The organism is Paenacidovorax caeni (genome assembly GCF_001298675.1).
Taxonomy (GTDB): Bacteria; Pseudomonadota; Gammaproteobacteria; order Burkholderiales; family Burkholderiaceae_C; genus Paenacidovorax; species Paenacidovorax caeni.
In genome coordinates, this window is sequence record NZ_CYIG01000007.1 from 86,136 (window position 1) to 103,370 (window position 17,235).

The 17,235-nt window shown below is 65.9% G+C and carries 31 protein-coding genes; 22 read left to right on the forward strand and 9 right to left on the reverse strand.

Annotated features, from left to right (window positions below; translation table 11 throughout):
• The 9 genes from BN2503_RS04480 to BN2503_RS04525 all read right to left on the reverse strand — a co-directional run bounded on the left by BN2503_RS04480 (nt 1) and on the right by BN2503_RS04525 (nt 6,072).
• Nucleotides 1-180, reverse strand: a complete 180-nt coding sequence (locus tag BN2503_RS04480; protein WP_054255449.1) for a hypothetical protein — start codon at nt 178-180, stop codon at nt 1-3.
• Nucleotides 177-1,847: a phage terminase large subunit gene (gene terL / locus BN2503_RS04485; protein WP_054255450.1), complete on the reverse strand. Its 1,671-nt coding sequence runs from the start codon at nt 1,845-1,847 to the stop codon at nt 177-179. The genes BN2503_RS04480 and terL overlap by 4 nt, the downstream gene beginning before the upstream one ends.
• A 216-nt stretch (nt 1,848-2,063) precedes the next feature.
• Nucleotides 2,064-2,561: a DUF1804 family protein gene (locus BN2503_RS04495; RefSeq protein ID WP_054255452.1), complete on the reverse strand. Its 498-nt coding sequence runs from the start codon at nt 2,559-2,561 to the stop codon at nt 2,064-2,066.
• Nucleotides 2,561-2,851 (reverse strand): hypothetical protein, encoded by a 291-nt coding sequence (locus tag BN2503_RS04500; protein WP_054255453.1) that lies wholly within the window; start codon nt 2,849-2,851, stop codon nt 2,561-2,563. Before BN2503_RS04500 ends, BN2503_RS04495 begins: the two co-directional genes overlap by 1 nt.
• Nucleotides 2,848-3,459 carry a hypothetical protein gene (locus tag BN2503_RS20840; RefSeq protein WP_054255454.1) on the reverse strand — a complete coding sequence of 204 codons (612 nt, stop codon included), beginning with the start codon at nt 3,457-3,459 and terminating at the stop codon, nt 2,848-2,850. Before BN2503_RS20840 ends, BN2503_RS04500 begins: the two co-directional genes overlap by 4 nt.
• A 1-nt stretch (nt 3,460) precedes the next feature.
• On the reverse strand, nt 3,461-4,045 hold the full coding sequence (locus tag BN2503_RS04510; protein ID WP_054255615.1) for a glycoside hydrolase family protein: 585 nt from the start codon (nt 4,043-4,045) through the stop codon (nt 3,461-3,463).
• A 224-nt stretch (nt 4,046-4,269) separates the two neighbouring features.
• A complete protein-coding gene (locus tag BN2503_RS04515; protein ID WP_054255455.1) occupies nt 4,270-4,953 on the reverse strand; it encodes a hypothetical protein in 684 nt (227 codons plus the stop codon).
• A gap of 90 nt (nt 4,954-5,043) precedes the next feature.
• Nucleotides 5,044-5,406: a helix-turn-helix domain-containing protein gene (locus BN2503_RS04520; RefSeq protein WP_054255456.1), complete on the reverse strand. Its 363-nt coding sequence runs from the start codon at nt 5,404-5,406 to the stop codon at nt 5,044-5,046.
• 153 nt (nt 5,407-5,559) lie between these two features.
• The gene (locus BN2503_RS04525; protein WP_158447341.1) at nt 5,560-6,072 is read right to left on the reverse strand and encodes a hypothetical protein; all 513 of its coding nucleotides are present in this window, start codon (nt 6,070-6,072) and stop codon (nt 5,560-5,562) included.
• A gap of 61 nt (nt 6,073-6,133) precedes the next feature.
• Between BN2503_RS04525 and BN2503_RS04530 the strand changes: the two genes are divergently transcribed.
• The 22 genes from BN2503_RS04530 to BN2503_RS04635 all read left to right on the forward strand — a co-directional run bounded on the left by BN2503_RS04530 (nt 6,134) and on the right by BN2503_RS04635 (nt 17,123).
• Nucleotides 6,134-6,400, forward strand: coding sequence for a helix-turn-helix domain-containing protein (locus BN2503_RS04530; RefSeq protein ID WP_054255458.1), 267 nt, complete (start codon nt 6,134-6,136; stop codon nt 6,398-6,400).
• On the forward strand, nt 6,397-6,645 hold the full coding sequence (locus tag BN2503_RS04535; protein WP_139235304.1) for a hypothetical protein: 249 nt from the start codon (nt 6,397-6,399) through the stop codon (nt 6,643-6,645). The genes BN2503_RS04530 and BN2503_RS04535 overlap by 4 nt, the downstream gene beginning before the upstream one ends.
• Complete coding sequence (locus BN2503_RS04540; RefSeq protein ID WP_054255460.1) at nt 6,642-7,268, forward strand: BRO family protein; 627 nt, start codon at nt 6,642-6,644, stop codon at nt 7,266-7,268. The genes BN2503_RS04535 and BN2503_RS04540 overlap by 4 nt, the downstream gene beginning before the upstream one ends.
• Before the next feature lie 17 nt (nt 7,269-7,285).
• Nucleotides 7,286-9,496, forward strand: coding sequence for a Mu transposase C-terminal domain-containing protein (locus tag BN2503_RS04545; RefSeq protein ID WP_054255461.1), 2,211 nt, complete (start codon nt 7,286-7,288; stop codon nt 9,494-9,496).
• A gap of 55 nt (nt 9,497-9,551) precedes the next feature.
• Nucleotides 9,552-10,283, forward strand: a complete 732-nt coding sequence (locus tag BN2503_RS04550; protein ID WP_054255462.1) for an AAA family ATPase — start codon at nt 9,552-9,554, stop codon at nt 10,281-10,283.
• Entirely contained in the window at nt 10,283-10,921 is a 639-nt protein-coding gene (locus tag BN2503_RS04555; RefSeq protein ID WP_054255463.1) for a hypothetical protein, read from the forward strand. Before BN2503_RS04550 ends, BN2503_RS04555 begins: the two co-directional genes overlap by 1 nt.
• An 11-nt stretch (nt 10,922-10,932) precedes the next feature.
• Nucleotides 10,933-11,361: a hypothetical protein gene (locus tag BN2503_RS04560; RefSeq protein ID WP_233495010.1), complete on the forward strand. Its 429-nt coding sequence runs from the start codon at nt 10,933-10,935 to the stop codon at nt 11,359-11,361.
• Nucleotides 11,354-11,557: a hypothetical protein gene (locus BN2503_RS04565; RefSeq protein ID WP_054255465.1), complete on the forward strand. Its 204-nt coding sequence runs from the start codon at nt 11,354-11,356 to the stop codon at nt 11,555-11,557. The genes BN2503_RS04560 and BN2503_RS04565 overlap by 8 nt, the downstream gene beginning before the upstream one ends.
• Nucleotides 11,554-11,778: a hypothetical protein gene (locus BN2503_RS04570; RefSeq protein WP_054255466.1), complete on the forward strand. Its 225-nt coding sequence runs from the start codon at nt 11,554-11,556 to the stop codon at nt 11,776-11,778. The genes BN2503_RS04565 and BN2503_RS04570 overlap by 4 nt, the downstream gene beginning before the upstream one ends.
• On the forward strand, nt 11,771-12,178 hold the full coding sequence (locus BN2503_RS04575; RefSeq protein ID WP_074930014.1) for a hypothetical protein: 408 nt from the start codon (nt 11,771-11,773) through the stop codon (nt 12,176-12,178). The genes BN2503_RS04570 and BN2503_RS04575 overlap by 8 nt, the downstream gene beginning before the upstream one ends.
• Nucleotides 12,175-12,420, forward strand: a complete 246-nt coding sequence (locus BN2503_RS04580; RefSeq protein ID WP_139235303.1) for a hypothetical protein — start codon at nt 12,175-12,177, stop codon at nt 12,418-12,420. Before BN2503_RS04575 ends, BN2503_RS04580 begins: the two co-directional genes overlap by 4 nt.
• Nucleotides 12,421-12,438: 18 nt before the next feature.
• The gene (locus tag BN2503_RS04585) at nt 12,439-12,954 is read left to right on the forward strand and encodes a host-nuclease inhibitor Gam family protein (RefSeq protein ID WP_054255469.1); all 516 of its coding nucleotides are present in this window, start codon (nt 12,439-12,441) and stop codon (nt 12,952-12,954) included.
• A 2-nt stretch (nt 12,955-12,956) separates the two neighbouring features.
• Nucleotides 12,957-13,172: a hypothetical protein gene (locus BN2503_RS04590; RefSeq protein ID WP_139235302.1), complete on the forward strand. Its 216-nt coding sequence runs from the start codon at nt 12,957-12,959 to the stop codon at nt 13,170-13,172.
• On the forward strand, nt 13,165-13,491 hold the full coding sequence (locus BN2503_RS04595; protein WP_054255471.1) for a hypothetical protein: 327 nt from the start codon (nt 13,165-13,167) through the stop codon (nt 13,489-13,491). The genes BN2503_RS04590 and BN2503_RS04595 overlap by 8 nt, the downstream gene beginning before the upstream one ends.
• 27 nt (nt 13,492-13,518) lie before the next feature.
• Nucleotides 13,519-13,956, forward strand: a complete 438-nt coding sequence (locus tag BN2503_RS04600) for a hypothetical protein (protein WP_074930012.1) — start codon at nt 13,519-13,521, stop codon at nt 13,954-13,956.
• Complete coding sequence (locus tag BN2503_RS04605) at nt 13,953-14,651, forward strand: DUF2786 domain-containing protein (RefSeq protein ID WP_054255473.1); 699 nt, start codon at nt 13,953-13,955, stop codon at nt 14,649-14,651. Before BN2503_RS04600 ends, BN2503_RS04605 begins: the two co-directional genes overlap by 4 nt.
• A complete protein-coding gene (locus BN2503_RS04610) occupies nt 14,648-14,926 on the forward strand; it encodes a hypothetical protein (RefSeq protein WP_054255474.1) in 279 nt (92 codons plus the stop codon). Before BN2503_RS04605 ends, BN2503_RS04610 begins: the two co-directional genes overlap by 4 nt.
• Complete coding sequence (locus tag BN2503_RS04615; RefSeq protein WP_054255475.1) at nt 14,923-15,273, forward strand: hypothetical protein; 351 nt, start codon at nt 14,923-14,925, stop codon at nt 15,271-15,273. The genes BN2503_RS04610 and BN2503_RS04615 overlap by 4 nt, the downstream gene beginning before the upstream one ends.
• Entirely contained in the window at nt 15,270-15,752 is a 483-nt protein-coding gene (locus tag BN2503_RS04620) for a regulatory protein GemA (protein WP_054255476.1), read from the forward strand. The genes BN2503_RS04615 and BN2503_RS04620 overlap by 4 nt, the downstream gene beginning before the upstream one ends.
• A gap of 336 nt (nt 15,753-16,088) precedes the next feature.
• Complete coding sequence (locus tag BN2503_RS04625; RefSeq protein WP_054255477.1) at nt 16,089-16,391, forward strand: hypothetical protein; 303 nt, start codon at nt 16,089-16,091, stop codon at nt 16,389-16,391.
• Nucleotides 16,384-16,707 (forward strand): hypothetical protein, encoded by a 324-nt coding sequence (locus BN2503_RS04630; protein WP_139235301.1) that lies wholly within the window; start codon nt 16,384-16,386, stop codon nt 16,705-16,707. Before BN2503_RS04625 ends, BN2503_RS04630 begins: the two co-directional genes overlap by 8 nt.
• On the forward strand, nt 16,704-17,123 hold the full coding sequence (locus tag BN2503_RS04635; RefSeq protein WP_054255479.1) for a Mor transcription activator family protein: 420 nt from the start codon (nt 16,704-16,706) through the stop codon (nt 17,121-17,123). Before BN2503_RS04630 ends, BN2503_RS04635 begins: the two co-directional genes overlap by 4 nt.
• Nucleotides 17,124-17,235: the final 112 nt, after the last annotated feature.

Below are 17,235 nucleotides of genomic sequence, written 5' to 3' on the forward strand. Positions count from 1 at the left end.
TCAGCCCTCTGCGGCGTGTTCAGCGCCCACCAAGGCCAGCGCCAGGGTGCCGTGGTCGTTGTGCAAGGCCACTACTTCACGCAGCTTGGCGGCGGCCAGCAGAACGCCCTGACGGTCGGCATCAGGAAGGTCGGCAATGACGCCTTTAATTACCAAAAGGGTCACTTTCTCATCGGTCATCGCGGTCTCCTGAACATGCGCGCTGCCTGGCGTGCGTAGCGCTCGCGCGCGGTTTGGGGTTGCTGGGTGTTGCCGCCCTGGGCCATAGCGGCCACGCCCCCCGTCACGCACAGCATCCAAAGCATCTGCACCATGTCGGGGCCGTCGTCGTGGTCAGCCTTGGGGAAGTGGCGGAATTGGTCGATTAGCGTGGTCTGGCTGCTGTGCAGCCGGATCAGGCCGTTGTGCATGTGCGGCTGTAGGCTCTCGATGCGCAGCAGCTTGTCGCTGATCGGAATCAGCGCGCGGGCGGGCACGGGCACGCCGAGCTGGGCGCTGCGCTTGACCAGCTCGGTGCGCAGGAATTCCTGGAACTGCACGCTCTCGAAGCCCCAGACGACGCAGCAGTACTCGCGCTGCATCTCGATCACGTCGCTAATGATGCGGTCGGGCACGCGCTTCTTGATAGCTGCCTCGACCACGTCCATCACGCCGGTCTCGCGGTTGTAGCCGCCCACGCCGATGGCGCTGGGGTCGCGGCTGTTACCCGCTTTACCCAGGCTGGGGTCGCACGCGCCGTAGAAAATCCACTCGGCCAGGCGGTTGACCCAGAAGCGGATGGAGTTCGCAAAGGGCGCGTCGTCGCCCGCCACAGGGTCGTTCTGCTGCTCGCTGTCGAACGCGGCATGGCCTTCGCGCGCACGGCGGATCATGAGCTTGACCAGGGGGCGCAGCGCAGGCCAGCTCACCTGGGCGCCCTTGTCCATCTCGGCTTGGCTGGAGTGATACAGCGCCATGGCGGCGGCCTCGCCCTGCTGGGGCGTCTCGGCATTGAGCAGCAGGCCCTCGAACTGCTCCCACAAGTCCATGCGCTCGGGCCATTGCAGGACGGCCTTGAACACCTTGCGGTTCCACAGCGGGTTCTTCAAGAAGCGCGCAAGCACGCTGTCGTAGTGCAGCACCGTGCCCACCAGGATGGCGTCCATGCTGTCATCGGGCGGGCCGAGCGACAGGACGGATTTGGTGACGAACGCCTGCAGCTTGTCGCGCTGCGCAGGCGTGTTCACGTTCTCGTCGTTCTCGATGTCGTCGCAGATCGCCAGGTCGGGCCGGTGCGCGCCATGGCGGCGGCCCCGTATCTTCTTGCTGCTGCCGAAGGCTTCCACCTTGCGGCCGTTGGCCGTGACGATCACGCCCGCGCGCCAGACCTTGCCCTGGCCTGCGGCCTCGGGGAAGTCGCTGGCGATGCGCGGGTTGGCCTCCAGCTCGGCCTTGATGGCTTCGAGCATCTCGGCGGCCTGCTCGAAGGCGTCCATGACGATGATGGCGTACCACTTCGCCCCGGTGACGATGCACCAGGACACGAACGACATGCTGATCTTGGTGGACTTGGCCTCGCCGCGTGGCGCGGCGATGGCATCACGCTGGCCGCCCGGCGCGTTGATGATCTCCGGCAGGCGCTTGTACAGATACTGGTGCAGCACGCTGGGCTCGGCCCGGCCGTAGTGGGGGAAGTAGTTCCTGTCCCAGTACTCGAAGCCGTTCACCGGGTCGCAGACCTTGCGGCGGCGCTCGGCGATGGCCTCGGGAGAAACGTCCCAGCCGTCCATGTTGGCGTCGATCTGGCGGCGCAGATCGTCGGCCAGGGCCGTGAGGCCCGCGAGGAAATCCTTGGTGTTCTTTGCCATATCAATGTTCCGGGCTGGTGCCCTTCAAGGGGTATGGCCCAGCCTCATTGCCCACCACGGCCACGGGGCCGCAGGCGTGGAGCTGTGTCGAGAATTGAGACTCGGCTTCGCTCCGCGCATCTGCGCTGCCCATGGCGCAGCCAAAGCAAATGGCCGCACCGCCCTTGCCGTAAGGCCGGGTTTCTTTTTCCTCACCACAGGTTGCACAGCGCATGACTACCGCGCCTTCGCCAACTCTTCGCCGAACGGCTCCAGCATCTCGGCCAGCGCGGCCAGGTGCTGGGGATACTTGGCCTTGGCAAACGTCACGAAACGCTGCAGCACGTCGATCTGCACGGCTTGGCGGTCCAGATCGGGGGCCAGGCGCTTGAAGCTCGCCATGGTCTTGTTGAAGCTGTCGCTCATGCTGGCGAGGGTCTCGGCGCGCTCGCGCGGCCCCATTTCCTTGGCATCGCGCAGCAAGTCCATGGTGGCCTGGTGCTGCACCAGGTAGTCTTCGAGCAGCTTCTTGCCCAGGCTGGCGAAGTTGTCGTCGCCCAGGGCCACGGCGGCGCGCACGGTGTCCCAGTCGTCACCCTTGTCGGCGGCCTCCTGCTTCCAGCGGTTGCCCGTGCTGCGCGGCACGCCCAGCTTCTTGCAGGCGGTCTCCATCGGCAGGCGCTGGAAAACGTACAGGCCCCGGAGCTGGGCGCGTTTTTCGCCGGGGTGTGCCATCAGTTCCCCAGGCCAGGGCCGCCGCCGCGCACGAACTGCTTGATGCCTTCCACGATCAGCGCCGTGCCCACGGCGACCGCACCGCCCGACACGGCGCCTGCCACGGCGGCCTTCTTCTCGACTTCACGCAGGCGCGTGTCGAGCCCGTTGTAGTGCTCTTCCATGCGCTGCTCCATCCGGTCCATGCGCCGGTTTTGCTGGTCCTGGCCGTCCTTCAAGGACTGCACCATGCCGTGGATCTGGCCGAGCAGCAGCAGCTCTTGCTTGCGGTCTTGGTTCTGTTCGCTCATGGTTGTTGGCGGAGGTTTAAGAAGTCGATCAGTGCGCGAAAGCGCTGCCGGTCGTCGGCGCAGGCTTTGGCGTTGGCGCGGTGGTTGGCCCAGGCGTCGTCGAGCGAGAGGCCGGAGTCTTCGGCGCAAGCAGCGTCGGCGCCTGCGGCGGCACCAGCAAGGCCGCAGGCACCCGCAGGGGCGTCGGTGCCGGTGAGGGCGCCGTTCCACATGCGGACAGCAGCCAGAGTGAGGCCAAGACCGTCAGTGCCCACAGCCCCCGGCGCAGGCGTTGCTGCAGGCGTGGGCTCCACTGCTGGCGCAATGCCACTGCAGGCAGAAACCACAGGCACGCTCCGAGGCACCACAAGAGGAGCATGGCGGGCCAGTTCGCGGTATTCGAGGTCGAGTGCTGCATAGCGGTCTTCCTGGTCGAGGTGTTCGGTGAGGTAATGGGCTGCGGCCTGGTCGGCGCGCCGGGTTTCCTTTGCCAGGTCATCGGCGGCGGCCTGGGCCGCCTTGGCTTGCCGCGCGGTCCAGGCGTTGTCGGTGGCCGAGCTGCCCCACCAGTAGCCGCCGCCAACCAGGGCCAGCGCGGTGAGCAGCGAGAGGAGGAGCCGGGCCGCCATGTCACTGCAGCGCCATGCACTTGGCGTGGCGCTCCTGCTGGCGCGTCCACACGCCCCGGCAAACCTTGTTGCCGGGCGTGGAGCAATCGAATTCCCAGCGCGTGGGGCGGCCTTGCGCGTCGCGCTTGCTGACCACCCAGCCAGGTCCTTCCTGGCGAGCGCTGGTGAGCTTGCGGTAGTCGAGCAGCGCGTCGCAGGCCGCCGTGTAGTTGCCCGCGAGCAGCTCGCGGCGCATGCCGGAGTTGAGCCAGGCGCCCATGCCGTACTGGTACACCCAGTCCACGTACAGGTCGTACTCGCCGGGGTAGAGGGCCACGCCGACCAGGCTGTCGCGGAACGCGGCCTCGGCCTTGCCGATGTGCGCCTGCGCCTTGATGAGCGCGCGCACTGGCGTGGTGGTGTCGCCCATCTTCACGGGCGTGCCGTCCTCGTGAAACGTGGAGCCGAAGCCCACGGTGGGCCGGTCGCCCTGGGTGGGGATGGTGGCCTTGTCCGTGTAGCCCTCGCGCGCCACAAGCCCCACCAGGGCCGCAGCTGAGAGGGATAGGCCCGCCACCAGCAGGCGCGGGTTGACGCCGCCGCGCACGCGGTCTCTGCGGTGGCTGCGCGCCACAGACCACGAGCCAAGGATGACCGGGATCAGCCCGCCGCAGATGAAGCCGAGGAAAAAGGAATTGGTAATGCCCATGCCGCGACTGTCATTGCGGGGGCATAAAAAACTAAGGCCGACATGAGTCGGCCTGGGTGCGGGGGGAGTGCTTTTTAAGATACCACGGAACAAGGCACATGGGGAAAACAGTTAGCCTCTTATCAGCGCAGCATGCCCGCCACAGCCAACAAGGCGAAGAGCATGCCGAAGACCACAAGCGTGAAACGCCAGCTCACACCAGCTCGCTCTTCGTTACGGTGCGGCATCTGGCGAGGAGGAACTGATCGCGTCGATCCTGCGCTCATGTCAACATAGCCGCTCCCATTGGGTTGCTTGATCCATCCAGAAACGGACAACAGCCCCTTGGTTGAGCATGTGCAGTTCTCGGGCATTACTGCGCGCGCCCCCGCACCGACACCGATGATTGATTGATCCAGCGCACGGCAGACGGGGCAAAGCCTGTCCCGCGCTTTTCCCGCTGTCAGTTGCACAGTCCGAACGCCTTGGCGGGCAAGTTTGGCGAGGTCAATCTCAATGAGCAGCAACCACCAGCGCTCCAGTTCCTCCGGGTCTTGTGAGTTGGCGATCATCCTCAAGACGGCATTGCGATCACCGGCAAGCGCGGGCTGCATCAACTGCGCACGAGTCTCCACCTTTTCCCGCTCGTATCTATCTGTCCACGCCTGCTCGGCTGCATCTGCCTGCGCCTGAGTCATCAGCCGCTTTTCACGGTTGTCGGGAGTGCTCTTGACGAACATGTATTCGCCACAGGCTTTGCACTTGGTTTTGCGCTGGGGCAGCTTGGGCAGCACCGCCTTGCACGACGGACACAGGGGAGTTTTCATGACGTTGCAACTTCCAAATCTGTAGCTACCCGCGCTTGACTGGCAAGCGCTGGAGGCCGCAAAGCTCAAAAAAATTCGTCATTGGTCGCATCACGCGGCCTTGGGTTTGCGCTTGCCTGCAGCCGCAGGCTCGAACGCCTCAAGCGTTGTCTTCACCCCGGCCTGCACCTGCGCCGGGGCGGCGTGGAAATTGTCCAGAAGGGTGCGGTCGCCTTCGCTGATGGCGGGCGAGGGCATGGGCTGGCTGCCGCGCTGGCCGGTGATGACAAACGCCACATCCACCCCTGCCAATTCAAGCTGCATGAACTTGTTCAGCGGCGTGTTCGCGCCCTTCATCCAGTTGTAGACGGTTGCCAGCGAAACCCCCGCTTGTTCGGCGACCTGTTCAGGCCCAACCCGCTTCAGCTCGCTGCTCAAGCGCTCACGCACGCCATCTAAATTTTTAGAAAACATATTGATCTTTCTAAATTTTTAGAAAATAATCACCACAACACGAGACGACTTCCCACCATGCAACAGACCAAAGCCGCCCTTTTGCTTGAGCACCGCAGCACAGAACCCCTCATTCGCCAGATCATTTGCGAGGCACATCACCAATCCGCCGCGTCAGGCACCGCCGAACAACCGCCTTCGGCCACCGGTGGGTGCCGACTGCGCGGCTGCGGGGCCAGGGCGGGCGATGAACTTGCACAGGGGGCACTCCCAGGTGCCGCTGCCGTTGCCGACCAAGACAGCCTTTTGGCCGCCATCGAAACAAGGCTGGCAGACGAAGTGGGGCGTCTCGTCGGCGCGCTCTTGGAGTTCCACCGCGTTGCGCAGGCGGTAGGCGAAGAACTCCCGCCCGGCGCTGACTTCGGCAAGAACGTAACGCTGCTTCTCAGCGGCATGAGCCTCCAGCTCGCGCACGCGCTCAGCAAGGACGCCGATCTGCCCTTGCTGCGCGATGGCGGCCGCGCCTATCTCCAAAAGGTGGGCCTGAGCGCCGGCCAGTTTTTCGCCGAATTCACGCTGGGCGGCCGCCGTTACGTGGGCGTCGCGCATCCCGATGAATGTGCGCCCCATCTCCAGCGCGGCATTGACGCTGGAGAGCGCACTGGCAATCGAAGTTGAAACATCCATGCCGCCCATTCCCTTTCAACACAAATCAACACGAATTGACACGGTAACACGGAGCACGCACATGCCAAAAGCCGCCAATAAAAGCGTTGCAGATTTTCTGCGCACGCTGGAGAAGCAAGACATCACCCTGGCCGAGTGGTCGCGCCGCAATGGCTTGGATATGCAGGCCGTTTACACGGTGTGCAGCGGCCGCGCACTGGGCCGCCGGGGCAAGGCGCGCGCCGTCATGGCCGCCATGGGCCTGCCCCTGCCGCCCATGCACACCAACGGCTCGCGCAGCCCCCAGGCCGCCCTTGCCACCGCCACGGCTGCGGGGGTGGCGGCATGAAATTCAACTTGCGCACGGCGCGTCCTATTTCTGGAACGATTCCTTTGATGGTTCTCCATGGTGGGCCATTTGAAAACCTGGAGATTTCGCCTCATCAAGCGAAATTCCTGGCGGCCTCTCTTCAAGGCTTGGCGGACGCGGTAGCCGAAGAGGACGTGACGGTTCCTGGCTGGCGCCCGACTTCCTTCACGGTGTTCGATTGCTTGGGCGACAAGCGTCCCTCGGTGAAAGGCGACCCCACATGACCGCCCTTCAACCCCTCGTTTTCGACGACACCGTTTTCACCGTGGTGGATCGGGACGGCCAGCCCTGGCTGCGCGGCCCGGAGATTGCAACGGCCCTGGGCTATGAACGCGCCGATGCGATTGCCCGTATCCACAAGCGCAATGCCGACGAGTTCACGCAGGAGATGACCGACACCGTCAATTTGACGGTGTCGGGAAATCTTCAATCCAGTACACGAATTTTTAGCCTGCGCGGTGCCTACCTGCTGGGCATGTTCGCCAGCACGCCCCCGGCCAAGCGTTTCCGCCGCTGGGTGCTGGATGTGCTGGAGGGCAAGGCCCAGCCCACCCGTGCCGCCCAGGCCGCGCCGCAGCAGGGCGACCTGTTTGGAGCCAGCGCGCAGCAACAGTTGTTTGACGAGGTGGCGCTGCTGCGCCAGTTGTGCGCCACGCAGGCACGGCTGGTGCAACTGCAGGAAGAACAGCTTCGGGGCCGCAAGCGAGCCAAGCCGCAACCGCTCACGGTGGACGAGATCAAGCTGGCGCGCAGCTTGAAGGCGCAGGGCGTAAGCCAGGCCGGCATTGCCCGGCACATGGGGCGCTCCCAAGCCACCATCAGCCTGATCCTGCGCGATCTGCATTGAGTTGAGGGGTGATAACCATGACCTGGCTCACCGCACGCGAACTGGCTGGCTTGCCGGGCATGCCGCTTTGTGAGAAACGCGCCCGTGAAAAACTTGAAAGGCTGGCAACTGCAAGCCGTCCGCGTACAGGTCGAGTCGGCGGCGGCCTTGAATACGACACCTCGGCCCTGCCCGAAGAAACCCGTGCCGCCCTCGCGGCTCGCCAGATCACCAAGGCTGGCAGCACCGCGCTGACGCTGGTGGAGCCTGCCCCCGTGCGCTCTTTCGCGCCGCCCGAGCAGCCGCTGCCCGGCCAGCTCGTGCCGGTGCCGGGGCGTCGCCCGCCGAGCCAGGCCGACAAGGCCGTGGCCGATGCCCGGGTGCGGCTGGTCACGGTGGTGCAGGAGCTTGTGCCCCTGCACGGCATCAAGCGTGCCTGTGCGCTGCTCGCAGCCCAGCTCGTGACTGGCGAGGCCGGGGCCGAGCTGCAGGCGGTGGCGCGTGCCGCCAACCAGCGCGCACGCGGTGACCAGGTCAGCGCCCGCACGCTGGAGCGCTGGGCGGGCACGCACCGCGCCAGCGGCTGGTGGGGCCTGCTGCCGGTAGCGGTGGAAGTGGCCGTACTGCCCGAGCGCATGCCGGAAGACGTGGCCGCCGTGCTTGGCCTGTACCACAGCCGCGATCCGCAGTTCCGCAAGCTCACCCTGGCGGCGCAAAAGGTCACGCGCATGCTGGGCCGCGACCACGACACCTGGCAGGCGCTCTACGCCCGCGCGCGCCGTGCCCTGGACAAGCTGGGCAAATCACACGAGGCCAACGTGGCGTTGATCAAGTCCCGCCACACGGGCAGCGAGCGCGATGCACGCCTGCCCTTTAAACGGCGCGACGACAGCCACCTCGCCCCGCTGGATGTATTCGTGATCGACGGCCATACCTTCAAAGCCAAGGTGCGCCACCCGGACCACGGTGCGCCGTTCGCGCCCGAACTGACGCTGGTGCTCGACCGCCGCACGCGCAAGATCATGGGCTGGTCGGTGTCGCTGTCGGAGAACGTCATTGCCGTGGGCGATGCGCTGCGCCACGCCATAGGCCAATGGGGCATTCCCGCCATCGTGTACAGCGACAACGGCGCGGGTGAAACGGCCAAGGCCATGGATTGCCCGGTCGATGGTTTCATGGCCCGCCTGGGCATCGAGCACAAGACGGGCATCCCCGGCAAGCCCCAGGCGCGCGGCGTGATCGAGCGCGGCTGGCAGACCCACGCCATCAACTGCGCGCGCCAGTTCGGCAGCTACCAGGGCAGCGATGTGGACGGCGGCACGTTCCGCAAGGTAGCCGCCGAGCTGGCAAAGGAGCAACGCGCCCTGCGCCGCGCCGAGCAGACGGGCGAGGTGATCCGCCTCTCGCCCAAATGCCCGACCTGGGCGCAGTTCGTGGATGCCATCGAGCAGATGGTGGCCGAGTACAACGCCGAGCACCGTCACCGCTCTTTACCCAAGCGCGCCGATGGCAAGCACATGACGCCCGACGAAGCCTGGGCGGCGCTGTTCGACCCGAGCCTGCAGCACAAGCCCACCCAGGGCGAGCTGCGCGAGCTGTTCATGCCCGCCGTGCTACGCACCGCGCGCCGGGGCGAGGTGGTGTTCTTCAACCAGCACTACACCGCGCCCGAGCTGATGCGCCGCGACGTGGACGGGCGCGAGGTCAGCGTGCGCTATGACATCCACGACCCGAGCTGGGTGCGCATCTACACGCTCGATGGCGATTTCGTGTGCGACGCGCGCTGGGCCGGGAACCGCGTCGACGACCAGCCCAAGGCCGTGGTGCAGATGGCGCGCGAGATGCGCGTGGCCGCCACCGTCAAGCGCCGCGAGCAGCAGATCGAGACCGCACTGCGCGAGCTGCAGCCCACGCTGCAGCCGGACACCCTTTCCCTGCCGGAGCCCGGCGCCGCCTTCGTGCTGGTGCCCTCCATCGTGGAGGCCTCTGCCTCCTCCCTCACCACGTCTTCCTCCACGGGCGAGGCCGCGCAAGCGGCTTCGGGCAGGCCTTTCTTTGACACCGCCAGCGAGCGCTACGAGTGGCTCATGCGCAACCGCACCCGCTGGGACGAAGACGACGCGGCATGGCTGCGCAAGTACGTGGCGGGGGACGGCTACGAAGGGCTGGCGGACTACTACACGGCGCGCGGCCTGGCCTGGGATGGCGCGGGCGCTGAGGACGCGCCCGCTTTTAAGAGTGCCCTGTGATGGTTGCAGCCACCACAGAGCGATCAGTTGAGGAAACCGAAGGAAGGAAATGTAAATGAAAAAGGGATTCGTGCAAACCGCCAATTTCCGGCTGCTCAAAGAGGCCGAGAAGATCGTCGAGCGCCGTGGCGCACGCGAGGCGGGCCTGGTGCTGATCCAGGGCAAGTACGGCATCGGCAAGTCTGAGCTGACCGAGCGCTGGGCCAGCGAAAACGGCCATGTGTTCATCCGCTCCAAGCGGGTTTGGACGCCGCGCTCCATGCTGGAGGACGTGGCGACGGCGCTGGGCCTGTCTCTGCGCGGCACGGCCAAGGACGTGGAAAACCGCATTGCCCACCATCTGGTGCAGACCATGCAGACGCTCATTTTTGATGAGGCGGACTACCTGGCCGATATGAAAAGCGCCGTGAAGCTGGAGACGATCCGTGACATCACGGACGTGACGGGAACCATGGTGTTCCTTGTGGGCATGGAGAACTTCCCGGCCATCGTGCAGCGCTATGAGCACATCGCCAGCCGCGTGGCGCGCATTGTGCAACTGCACCCGCTGGGCCTGGAGGATGTGCAGGCCGCGTGCAAGGCGAAGTCCGAGGTGCGCCTGTCGCCTGCCTTGGTGGAGAAGATCCACCACGACAGCAAGGGCCGCATGCGGCACGTGCTGAACGCCATTGCGAACATCGAGGTGTGGGCCGAGGCCAATAGCTGGGCCGAGGTGGACGTGGCCCACGTCAAGGGCAAGGCGCTGTGCGTGGATTTCACAGGCCATCTCACGGCGCGGGGGGTGTGATGGGCAAGCTCAAGTGGTACATCGTCCCCGCACTGGCGGCGCTGGCGCGCAACGTCAAGGGCAGCGCGCAGGCATTCACGCCCGTTGAACTGAGCGCCTGGGCCACCAGCGAGCGCCTGGAGTTTCCGTGTGGCATGGCCGCCGCCGCACTGGGCACACTCAAAAACCATGGCTACGTGCGGCCCGAGGGGATGCGCCGCAACAAGTTGGGCGTGGTCAACCGCTGGTTTGTCACGCCCCTGGGCCTGCAAGCGGCGCAGGCGGCGCTGCGGGCCACGCCCGCAGGCCCGGCGCCCGACACCAAGGCGTTGGCCACGTGCCTGTGGAACCTGCTGCGCATCCGCAAGCGCATCACGGCCGCCGAGGCTGCGCAGACGCTGGTGGATGCGGGCGATGCCTTTGACGCGCAAGTCAGGCGCATTGGCACGCTGCTGGCCGCATGGGCCAGGCATGCGCCCAAGGCGGTGGCGGTGGCGCAAAAGCGCGAGGCCGGGCGCATCCGCTACGTGCTGGTGCAGGACGTAGGGCGCTGGCCGCCGCCGTCGCGCGCGGGGCAGCTTCACCCGAGCGATTTTGCGCATGCCGAAGAGATTCCGGCCATGTACCGCAAGGCCCCCGAGGGGAGCGGCACGCCATGACGTGCCCGTACATGAGCGCACCGTGGTTTGCGCTGCTGCGCCAGCGCTGCGAGGGGGCCGTGCAGACGCACGTTGCCCGGCAGCTCGGCATCAGCGCGACGACGCTGAACATGGTGCTCAACGGCACCGGCCCGTATGGCAGCGGCGCGGCCAAGACGGACCGCGTGGCCGACCGGGTGCTGCATACCTTTGGCCGCTACCCGTGCCCGCACCTGTCTGCCGAGGCAGGGGAGGTGCAGGTGATTTCTGCAGAGCAGTGCCGTGCCCATGCGCACAGGCCGCCACCGGCCACGCCGCGCGATGTGAAGCACTGGCAGGCATGCCGCCAGTGCGAGCACCTTGACGCCAGCGCGCCGCCCATGCCGCGCGCCGTGCAGCACCGCAACGTCATACCCATCACCCCGGTGACCCCACACACCCAGGAGGCCCGCCATGTTTAAAGCCCTTGCCCGTGCGCGCCAGCTCTGGCTGGAGCGCCGCATCCAACGGGTGCGCCAGCACATGCAGTGCGAGCGCACGACGCATCTGCACCAGATGGCGCAACTGCGCGCCGAGCTGGACGTGCTGGAGGCGCGCCGTGCGCAAGCGACCGCGTCCGGCCTTCAGCCCATGCGCGGCCCCGGGGTAATGCCGTGAGCAACGTCATCCAGCTTCCCGTGAACCGGGTCATGGCCGAGGCGGATTACCGCCGCCCGCCGCTGGCCTGGATCACGCGCCGCGCCCGGCGCCTTGAGCGCGCATTCAACGTCTCGCGCCGCGTGGCCGTGGCCGAGGCCATCGAGAACTACTTCATGTTCACGCGCATGCACCGCGAGCGCGTTCTCACCCTGATTCAAGGAGGTCAATTCCATGTCTAAATGTATTACCCAGGACTGCGCCATGCTGTGGCGCTTCATCGTCAAAAAGGGCGGCTGGTGGGGCGTGCTGCGGCTGACCCGCGAATGGGCGCCCACGTTCTCGCTGGCCGAAGTCGAGCAGCACCTGGCAACGCTGCACAAGGGCGGCTTTCTCGAAGCGATGCGCCTGCGCGATGGCACGGTCTACAGCTTCACGGCCAAGTGCCTCCCGCTGCCCGGCGAAGACGTGCAGCACGCCGAGCCCTTTGAGCCCCAGACGCCTGGCCCGCGCCGCCCCGAGGTGATGGGCAGCCACTACGTACCGCCTGCCAGCACCTACCGCAGCGGCGCGCTGGACTTCGTGCGGTTGCCCAGCGTGCTCATGGGCCAGCCGCAGCCGTACCGGAGCACGCTGGCATGAGCGCGCCGGATCAAGGCGCCCCGTCCGCAGCCGTCGAGGCATCTCTCGCTCTTGCGGACGCCTTGCGTACACCGCTGGCAGGCCACCACCACGGCATCCAGACCACGGCGCTGCTGACGGCTTTTATCCGCCTGGCCATCGCCCATCCCTGCTGCACCGATGCCTGCATCCAGCAGCTTGGCAAGGCCGCTTTCGTCCTGGCCCAGGAAATGGCTGCCCAGCAAGGCCAGCCCATCCATTAACCCCTCAAGGAGCCATCCATGGCAACCAAAAAGCTCAAGGCCAAGGCCCACGCCTATGCCCCGCAATCCAAGGCCGATTGCCAAGCCGACATCAAGAAGCTGGGCGACCTGCAGCGCGATCTCTTGCGTGCACAGGCCGACCTCAACGACGAGATCGCCCACCTCACCAAGGCCGCCACCCCGCGCCTGGAAGCGCTGCAGGAGCGCATCGGCACGCTGCAGGCGGGCGTGCAGACCTGGTGCGAGGCCAATCGCGCCGAACTCTGCGGCAACGGCAAGACCGCCAACCTCATCACGGGCGAGGTGCAGTGGCGCCTGCGCCCGCAGAGCATCAGCATCCGGGGGGCGGAGGCCGTGATCGACACCCTCAAACGACTGGGCTTGGAGCGTTTCGTGCGCGTCAAAGAAGAGCCGAACAAGGAGGCCATGCTCAACGAAACCGACGCCGTGCGCGGCGTGGCAGGCATCACGGTCGTGACGGGCGTTGAGGATTTCACGATCACGCCCTTCGAGGTCGAGGTCCCAGGGGCATGACCATGGGCAGCATTCAATCCACCAAGGCCGCCATCGGCTACAAGGCGGCAGGCCAGCGGCCCACCTGCCGCAACTGCAAGTACGGTGCCGAGGTCTTCGCCGACCGCGTGCCGCCCTACGACAAGCTGGGCTGGGAGTGCGGCCGCTACGGCTTCGCCACCACGGTGCAGGCCATCTGCGACCAGCACCAGCCGCGCCAGGAGGTGGCCCATGGCTGATTACTCCCCCCGCAATGGTTCCATCGTCTGGCAGGTGATTGAGTTTCTCAACGCCCATCCCGACGAGCAGCTCGACGCCAAGTCCATCGCTGGTCAATTCGGCGGCGTCGCCGAACACATTCACGCCCAGTTTCGCCCGGCTGTGGAAACCCGGCTGCTGGAGCGCCGCACAGACCCCGCGTCCAGAAAACTGATGTACGTGCTGGGCCGCCGTGCGCTGTCGTTCGCCCCACGACCGCTCCCCACTGAAACGCGCCGCTTGAGCCACCTGCTCAACGCTTTCGAGACCCTGCGCCCCAGCGGCATTTCCACGAAATAAGCCAAACCAATTAAAGGAGCATGATTTATGCAGCACGTTGAAATGCTTTCCGCCGCCCTGGGCCTGCTGGGCGCCATCTTGCTCGCCACGCGCAGCCGCTACGCGGGCCTGGCGTTCGTCGCCTGGTTCGTCAGCAACGTCGGCTGGCTGATCTTCGGCGCCCGCCACGACCACTGGCTCTTCTTCGTCCAGCAGATCGGCTTCACGGCCACCTCGGTGCTGGGCATCTGGAACTGGCTGGTGCGCCCCACGCTGCACCCGGCCGAAACCGAAGCGGCCCGCGAGCAGCGGGCCCGGGCCGTCATCGATTTCATTCTCGACCTTGATTTCGTCAGCCTAACGCGAGGGAGCTACGTCCTGCACACCACGGCTCCGGTCTCCTACGCCGCCTTGCAGGGCATCTACCTGGCAGGCGAGGAAGAGGGCCAGGCCCTGGAGCGCATGCGCAATGGAGGCCAGCCATGACCCGCGACGAAGCCCTCAAGAAGATCAAAAAATGCCTCGCGCTCGCCCGCAGCGCAAATGAGCATGAGGCTGGCGCCGCGCTGCGCCAGGCCCAGAAGCTCATGGAGCAGTTCGGCCTGCGTGAGCAGGATGTCTCCCTCGCTGACGTGCGCGAAGTGAAAGTGAAAGCGTGCAGCACGGCGGCCAATACCTGGGAGCTGCGCCTGGTCGGCCTGGTTGCCCGTGCGTTCGGGTGCGAGGTGTTCGCATCGCTCGGCGGCCATTACACCGATGCGGGCAACTACGTGCGCACGCGCCACTGGTTTTTCGTGGGCATCGACGCGGCGGCCACGGTGGCGGGCTATGCCTGCGAGGTTCTGTTGCGCCAATGCGCCCGCGCCCGGCTGGCCCACATCGCCAAGCAGCCTAAAAACTGCAAGCCCGTCACCAAGACGGCGCGCGGCGATGGCTTCGCCATCGGCTGGGTCGCAGGTGCCGCTGAAAAGGTTGAGGCCTTTGCTAGCCCGGCGGGAGACAAGGCTCTGCTGCTCGCCTACATCAAGCGTGAGCACGGCGAACTGGAAAAAGGCAAGGCGCGCGATACCACGGCAGGCCGAAAGGTGGCGGGGCATCTCATGGCCGGGTTTCGCTCAGGCCAGGACGCCCAGCTCAATCGCGGCGTGTGCGGCATGCCTGCGCAGGGGCTGCTGTCATGAGCCGCGCCACGACCAAACCCGCCCCGCAGATGGCCTACATCACCATCGGCCACAGCGATTTCCTCTTGGACGCCAGCAAGGCCATGAAGGTGGCCGAACTGATGCAGCACGCGGTCGATGCCAAGTGGGACTACTACCGCAGTGAGGGAAAGGACACCTACATCGCTGGCGACCCGGCGAGAGTCGAATTCCGCCTGGTGCGCGCCGCCCAGGTGCGCATGCCCCAGGGCGATATCACTCCTGTGCCGCCCGCCCGGCCGAGGTTGCTGCGATGAAAACCATCCCCCTCATCAGCTCCCAGCGCTACCTCGACCCCGCCAGGGTTGTACGCAAGGCACGCACTTTCAAAGTGTTCGTGGTGCAGACCGTAGAGGTCGAGCTGCGCGGCGTCATGTATCGCGTCCTGGCCGATGGGCATCACAACCTGGCAGCAGCCAAGCTGGCAGGCGTTGAGCCCACATGGCGCGGCCCGAGCCGCAAACTCCAGCGCGTGATGCAGAGCATGGGGCCTGCCCGCTCCGCCGAAATGCTCATCAACAACCTGACCGACTCGGATTGGTACTACGTCGATTCCGGCGAGATCGTCACCGAGCTGCTCGGCATTGAACGGAGGGCAGCATGACAGCCACCACCCGCCGCTTTGCTGCGCACACCAACGCGGCCAACATCGATGCTCAGCGCAAGCGCGAGCTGGGCCATATCCACCAGGGCAAGGCCGCCCTGGCCTGGAGCGATGACGACTACCGCTTCCACCTGCGCAATCTCACCGGCAAGACAAGCGCTTCCGAGCTGGACGCTGCAGGCCGCGCCAAAGTGCTCGCCCACATGGCAACCCTGGGCTACAAACCGAAGGTCAGTACGTTCAAGCCGTTCACCCAAGCCAAGAAGATCGAGTGGCTCTGGAAGGAGATCGGCAAGCATGGCGGCCTGCGCGATGCCAGCCCGGCCGCGCTGCTAGCCTTCGCGGGCAATACCACGGGCACGGGCTATTCCAGTCTGGACTTCCTACCCACGCTCGAAGCCTCCAAGGTGATCGAGGCCCTCAAAGCCATGCTCGACCGCGCCAAGCGGGCGCAAGCCAAGGAAGGCAGTGCAGCATGAGCATGCAGAAGCATTCCCACGGTTGCTGCGCGGATAAGGCGTGCAACGACAAGACCTGCATGGAGCTGCCCAGTGGCAAGACCTGCGGTGACTGCGTGCATGAACGCAGGTGCTGCATGATCTTCGGGCACACACCATCCGATACCTATTGCGACTGGTTCCCCCGGCGGTTCGCAGAAAAGCCCGCGCAAAAGGAAGGGGCGTGCCATGGCCGTTGATCCAACCCTGCCACCTCCCCGCCTGGAACCTTGCCCCTGGTGCGGTAATCCGCTAGAGATTACCTGGCGCAAAAACAACCCTCGCGCCTCATGCAAAACCGAGGGCTGCTTCGGTTTCATGCGGGTGGCGTTTGCACTCGACGATCCGCAACAGGTCGAGGCATGGAACCGCCGTGCAGCCCAGGCCGTGCCTGCGACTCTGAGCGACGAGCTGGTCGATGAGCTGCGTGAGCTGCTGCAGGACGCCAAGCGCGCCATGACGGAACTGCACCTGGCCGCCATTCCCGACGAGTCCGCCGAGGGCGTTCCGGCCATCATCCCGCCCGAAGCATTCCGCAAGTTCGTGGATTCCCACGCGATGCTGTGCTTCTGCATGCACCAGCGTGGGCACAACCCGCCAGAGGGGGCTCGCCATGGCTGATCTTCCCCCGGTGCCCCTGGTGCCCACCGTGGCCCGCCTGTACACCCAGAACGGCTACAAACGCGCCTCGGTCAAGTCCGGCCCCGGTGCGCCGCTGGTGCAACTCGCCGATGCGCAGGCCGCCATCGGCATGTGGCGCCAGCGCGCCGAGTTGCGCCAGGCCGCATTTGAGACGGCGGTGCGCGAGCGGGACGCCCTCATGGCGGCCGTACACGACGCCAAGCGAGCGCTGGAGAACGTCACCTCAGGCACCGCCTACCCGGCCTCCATCTACGCGCTCCAGCGTCTTCACCAGGCGCTTGCACCCCTCGCATGATCCCCCTGGCCGACCTCATCGACTCGGACCTGCTGCCCCCGCTGCTGCAGGACTTCGAGCGCATCATCGGGCTCGCGGCCACGCTCGACCTGGTGCGCGCCTATGGCGGCCTGCGCATCTACATTCCCATCCCGGCCCGCGTGCGGCCGGATCATCCCATCGCCAAGATCATCGGCGTCGAGCCCCTCATGGCCCTGGCCGAGGTCTACGGCGCCGAGGACCACTTCCCGCTGCCCAAGGCCGAGCGGGCCATCCTCGCCGTGCGCAACGCACGCATCGCCCGCGCCTACGAAACCCACAAGACCGCCCGCGAGCTGGCGGCCGAGCACCACATGACCGAACGCCAGATCGAGCGCATCCTGGCCGCCGCAGGCGTCAAAGCCCCTGTGGATAGACGGCAGGGATCGCTGTTTTAAAGGGCTGGTGGGGTGGGTTTAAAAGCGCCCGACTTACGGAAAGTCGGGCGCTGTGGATAACTTCCAAGAGAGCACGGCTAATCAATTGATTTTTATGGGTGTTCCGAAGTTG

What these genes read in the sequence shown, in the direction of transcription:
- BN2503_RS04630 (WP_139235301.1), top strand. Translation starts at nt 16,384, where the DNA reads ATGGCTGATCTTCCCCCGGTGCCCCTGGTGCCCACCGTGGCCCGCCTG.
- BN2503_RS04480 (WP_054255449.1), bottom strand. Translation starts at nt 180, where the DNA reads ATGACCGATGAGAAAGTGACCCTTTTGGTAATTAAAGGCGTCATTGCC.
- BN2503_RS04620 (WP_054255476.1), top strand. Translation starts at nt 15,270, where the DNA reads ATGACAGCCACCACCCGCCGCTTTGCTGCGCACACCAACGCGGCCAAC.
- BN2503_RS04550 (WP_054255462.1), top strand. Translation starts at nt 9,552, where the DNA reads ATGAAAAAGGGATTCGTGCAAACCGCCAATTTCCGGCTGCTCAAAGAG.
- BN2503_RS04535 (WP_139235304.1), top strand. Translation starts at nt 6,397, where the DNA reads ATGAAATTCAACTTGCGCACGGCGCGTCCTATTTCTGGAACGATTCCT.
- BN2503_RS04560 (WP_233495010.1), top strand. Translation starts at nt 10,933, where the DNA reads ATGAGCGCACCGTGGTTTGCGCTGCTGCGCCAGCGCTGCGAGGGGGCC.
- BN2503_RS04635 (WP_054255479.1), top strand. Translation starts at nt 16,704, where the DNA reads ATGATCCCCCTGGCCGACCTCATCGACTCGGACCTGCTGCCCCCGCTG.
- terL (WP_054255450.1), bottom strand. Translation starts at nt 1,847, where the DNA reads ATGGCAAAGAACACCAAGGATTTCCTCGCGGGCCTCACGGCCCTGGCC.
- BN2503_RS04595 (WP_054255471.1), top strand. Translation starts at nt 13,165, where the DNA reads ATGGCTGATTACTCCCCCCGCAATGGTTCCATCGTCTGGCAGGTGATT.
- BN2503_RS04495 (WP_054255452.1), bottom strand. Translation starts at nt 2,561, where the DNA reads ATGGCACACCCCGGCGAAAAACGCGCCCAGCTCCGGGGCCTGTACGTT.
- BN2503_RS04530 (WP_054255458.1), top strand. Translation starts at nt 6,134, where the DNA reads ATGCCAAAAGCCGCCAATAAAAGCGTTGCAGATTTTCTGCGCACGCTG.
- BN2503_RS04610 (WP_054255474.1), top strand. Translation starts at nt 14,648, where the DNA reads ATGAGCCGCGCCACGACCAAACCCGCCCCGCAGATGGCCTACATCACC.
- BN2503_RS04545 (WP_054255461.1), top strand. Translation starts at nt 7,286, where the DNA reads ATGACCTGGCTCACCGCACGCGAACTGGCTGGCTTGCCGGGCATGCCG.
- BN2503_RS04605 (WP_054255473.1), top strand. Translation starts at nt 13,953, where the DNA reads ATGACCCGCGACGAAGCCCTCAAGAAGATCAAAAAATGCCTCGCGCTC.
- BN2503_RS04520 (WP_054255456.1), bottom strand. Translation starts at nt 5,406, where the DNA reads ATGTTTTCTAAAAATTTAGATGGCGTGCGTGAGCGCTTGAGCAGCGAG.
- BN2503_RS04625 (WP_054255477.1), top strand. Translation starts at nt 16,089, where the DNA reads ATGCGGGTGGCGTTTGCACTCGACGATCCGCAACAGGTCGAGGCATGG.
- BN2503_RS04540 (WP_054255460.1), top strand. Translation starts at nt 6,642, where the DNA reads ATGACCGCCCTTCAACCCCTCGTTTTCGACGACACCGTTTTCACCGTG.
- BN2503_RS20840 (WP_054255454.1), bottom strand. Translation starts at nt 3,459, where the DNA reads ATGGCGGCCCGGCTCCTCCTCTCGCTGCTCACCGCGCTGGCCCTGGTT.
- BN2503_RS04500 (WP_054255453.1), bottom strand. Translation starts at nt 2,851, where the DNA reads ATGAGCGAACAGAACCAAGACCGCAAGCAAGAGCTGCTGCTGCTCGGC.
- BN2503_RS04525 (WP_158447341.1), bottom strand. Translation starts at nt 6,072, where the DNA reads ATGGATGTTTCAACTTCGATTGCCAGTGCGCTCTCCAGCGTCAATGCC.
- BN2503_RS04615 (WP_054255475.1), top strand. Translation starts at nt 14,923, where the DNA reads ATGAAAACCATCCCCCTCATCAGCTCCCAGCGCTACCTCGACCCCGCC.
- BN2503_RS04555 (WP_054255463.1), top strand. Translation starts at nt 10,283, where the DNA reads ATGGGCAAGCTCAAGTGGTACATCGTCCCCGCACTGGCGGCGCTGGCG.
- BN2503_RS04575 (WP_074930014.1), top strand. Translation starts at nt 11,771, where the DNA reads ATGTCTAAATGTATTACCCAGGACTGCGCCATGCTGTGGCGCTTCATC.
- BN2503_RS04515 (WP_054255455.1), bottom strand. Translation starts at nt 4,953, where the DNA reads ATGAAAACTCCCCTGTGTCCGTCGTGCAAGGCGGTGCTGCCCAAGCTG.
- BN2503_RS04600 (WP_074930012.1), top strand. Translation starts at nt 13,519, where the DNA reads ATGCAGCACGTTGAAATGCTTTCCGCCGCCCTGGGCCTGCTGGGCGCC.
- BN2503_RS04585 (WP_054255469.1), top strand. Translation starts at nt 12,439, where the DNA reads ATGGCAACCAAAAAGCTCAAGGCCAAGGCCCACGCCTATGCCCCGCAA.
- BN2503_RS04580 (WP_139235303.1), top strand. Translation starts at nt 12,175, where the DNA reads ATGAGCGCGCCGGATCAAGGCGCCCCGTCCGCAGCCGTCGAGGCATCT.
- BN2503_RS04565 (WP_054255465.1), top strand. Translation starts at nt 11,354, where the DNA reads ATGTTTAAAGCCCTTGCCCGTGCGCGCCAGCTCTGGCTGGAGCGCCGC.
- BN2503_RS04590 (WP_139235302.1), top strand. Translation starts at nt 12,957, where the DNA reads ATGGGCAGCATTCAATCCACCAAGGCCGCCATCGGCTACAAGGCGGCA.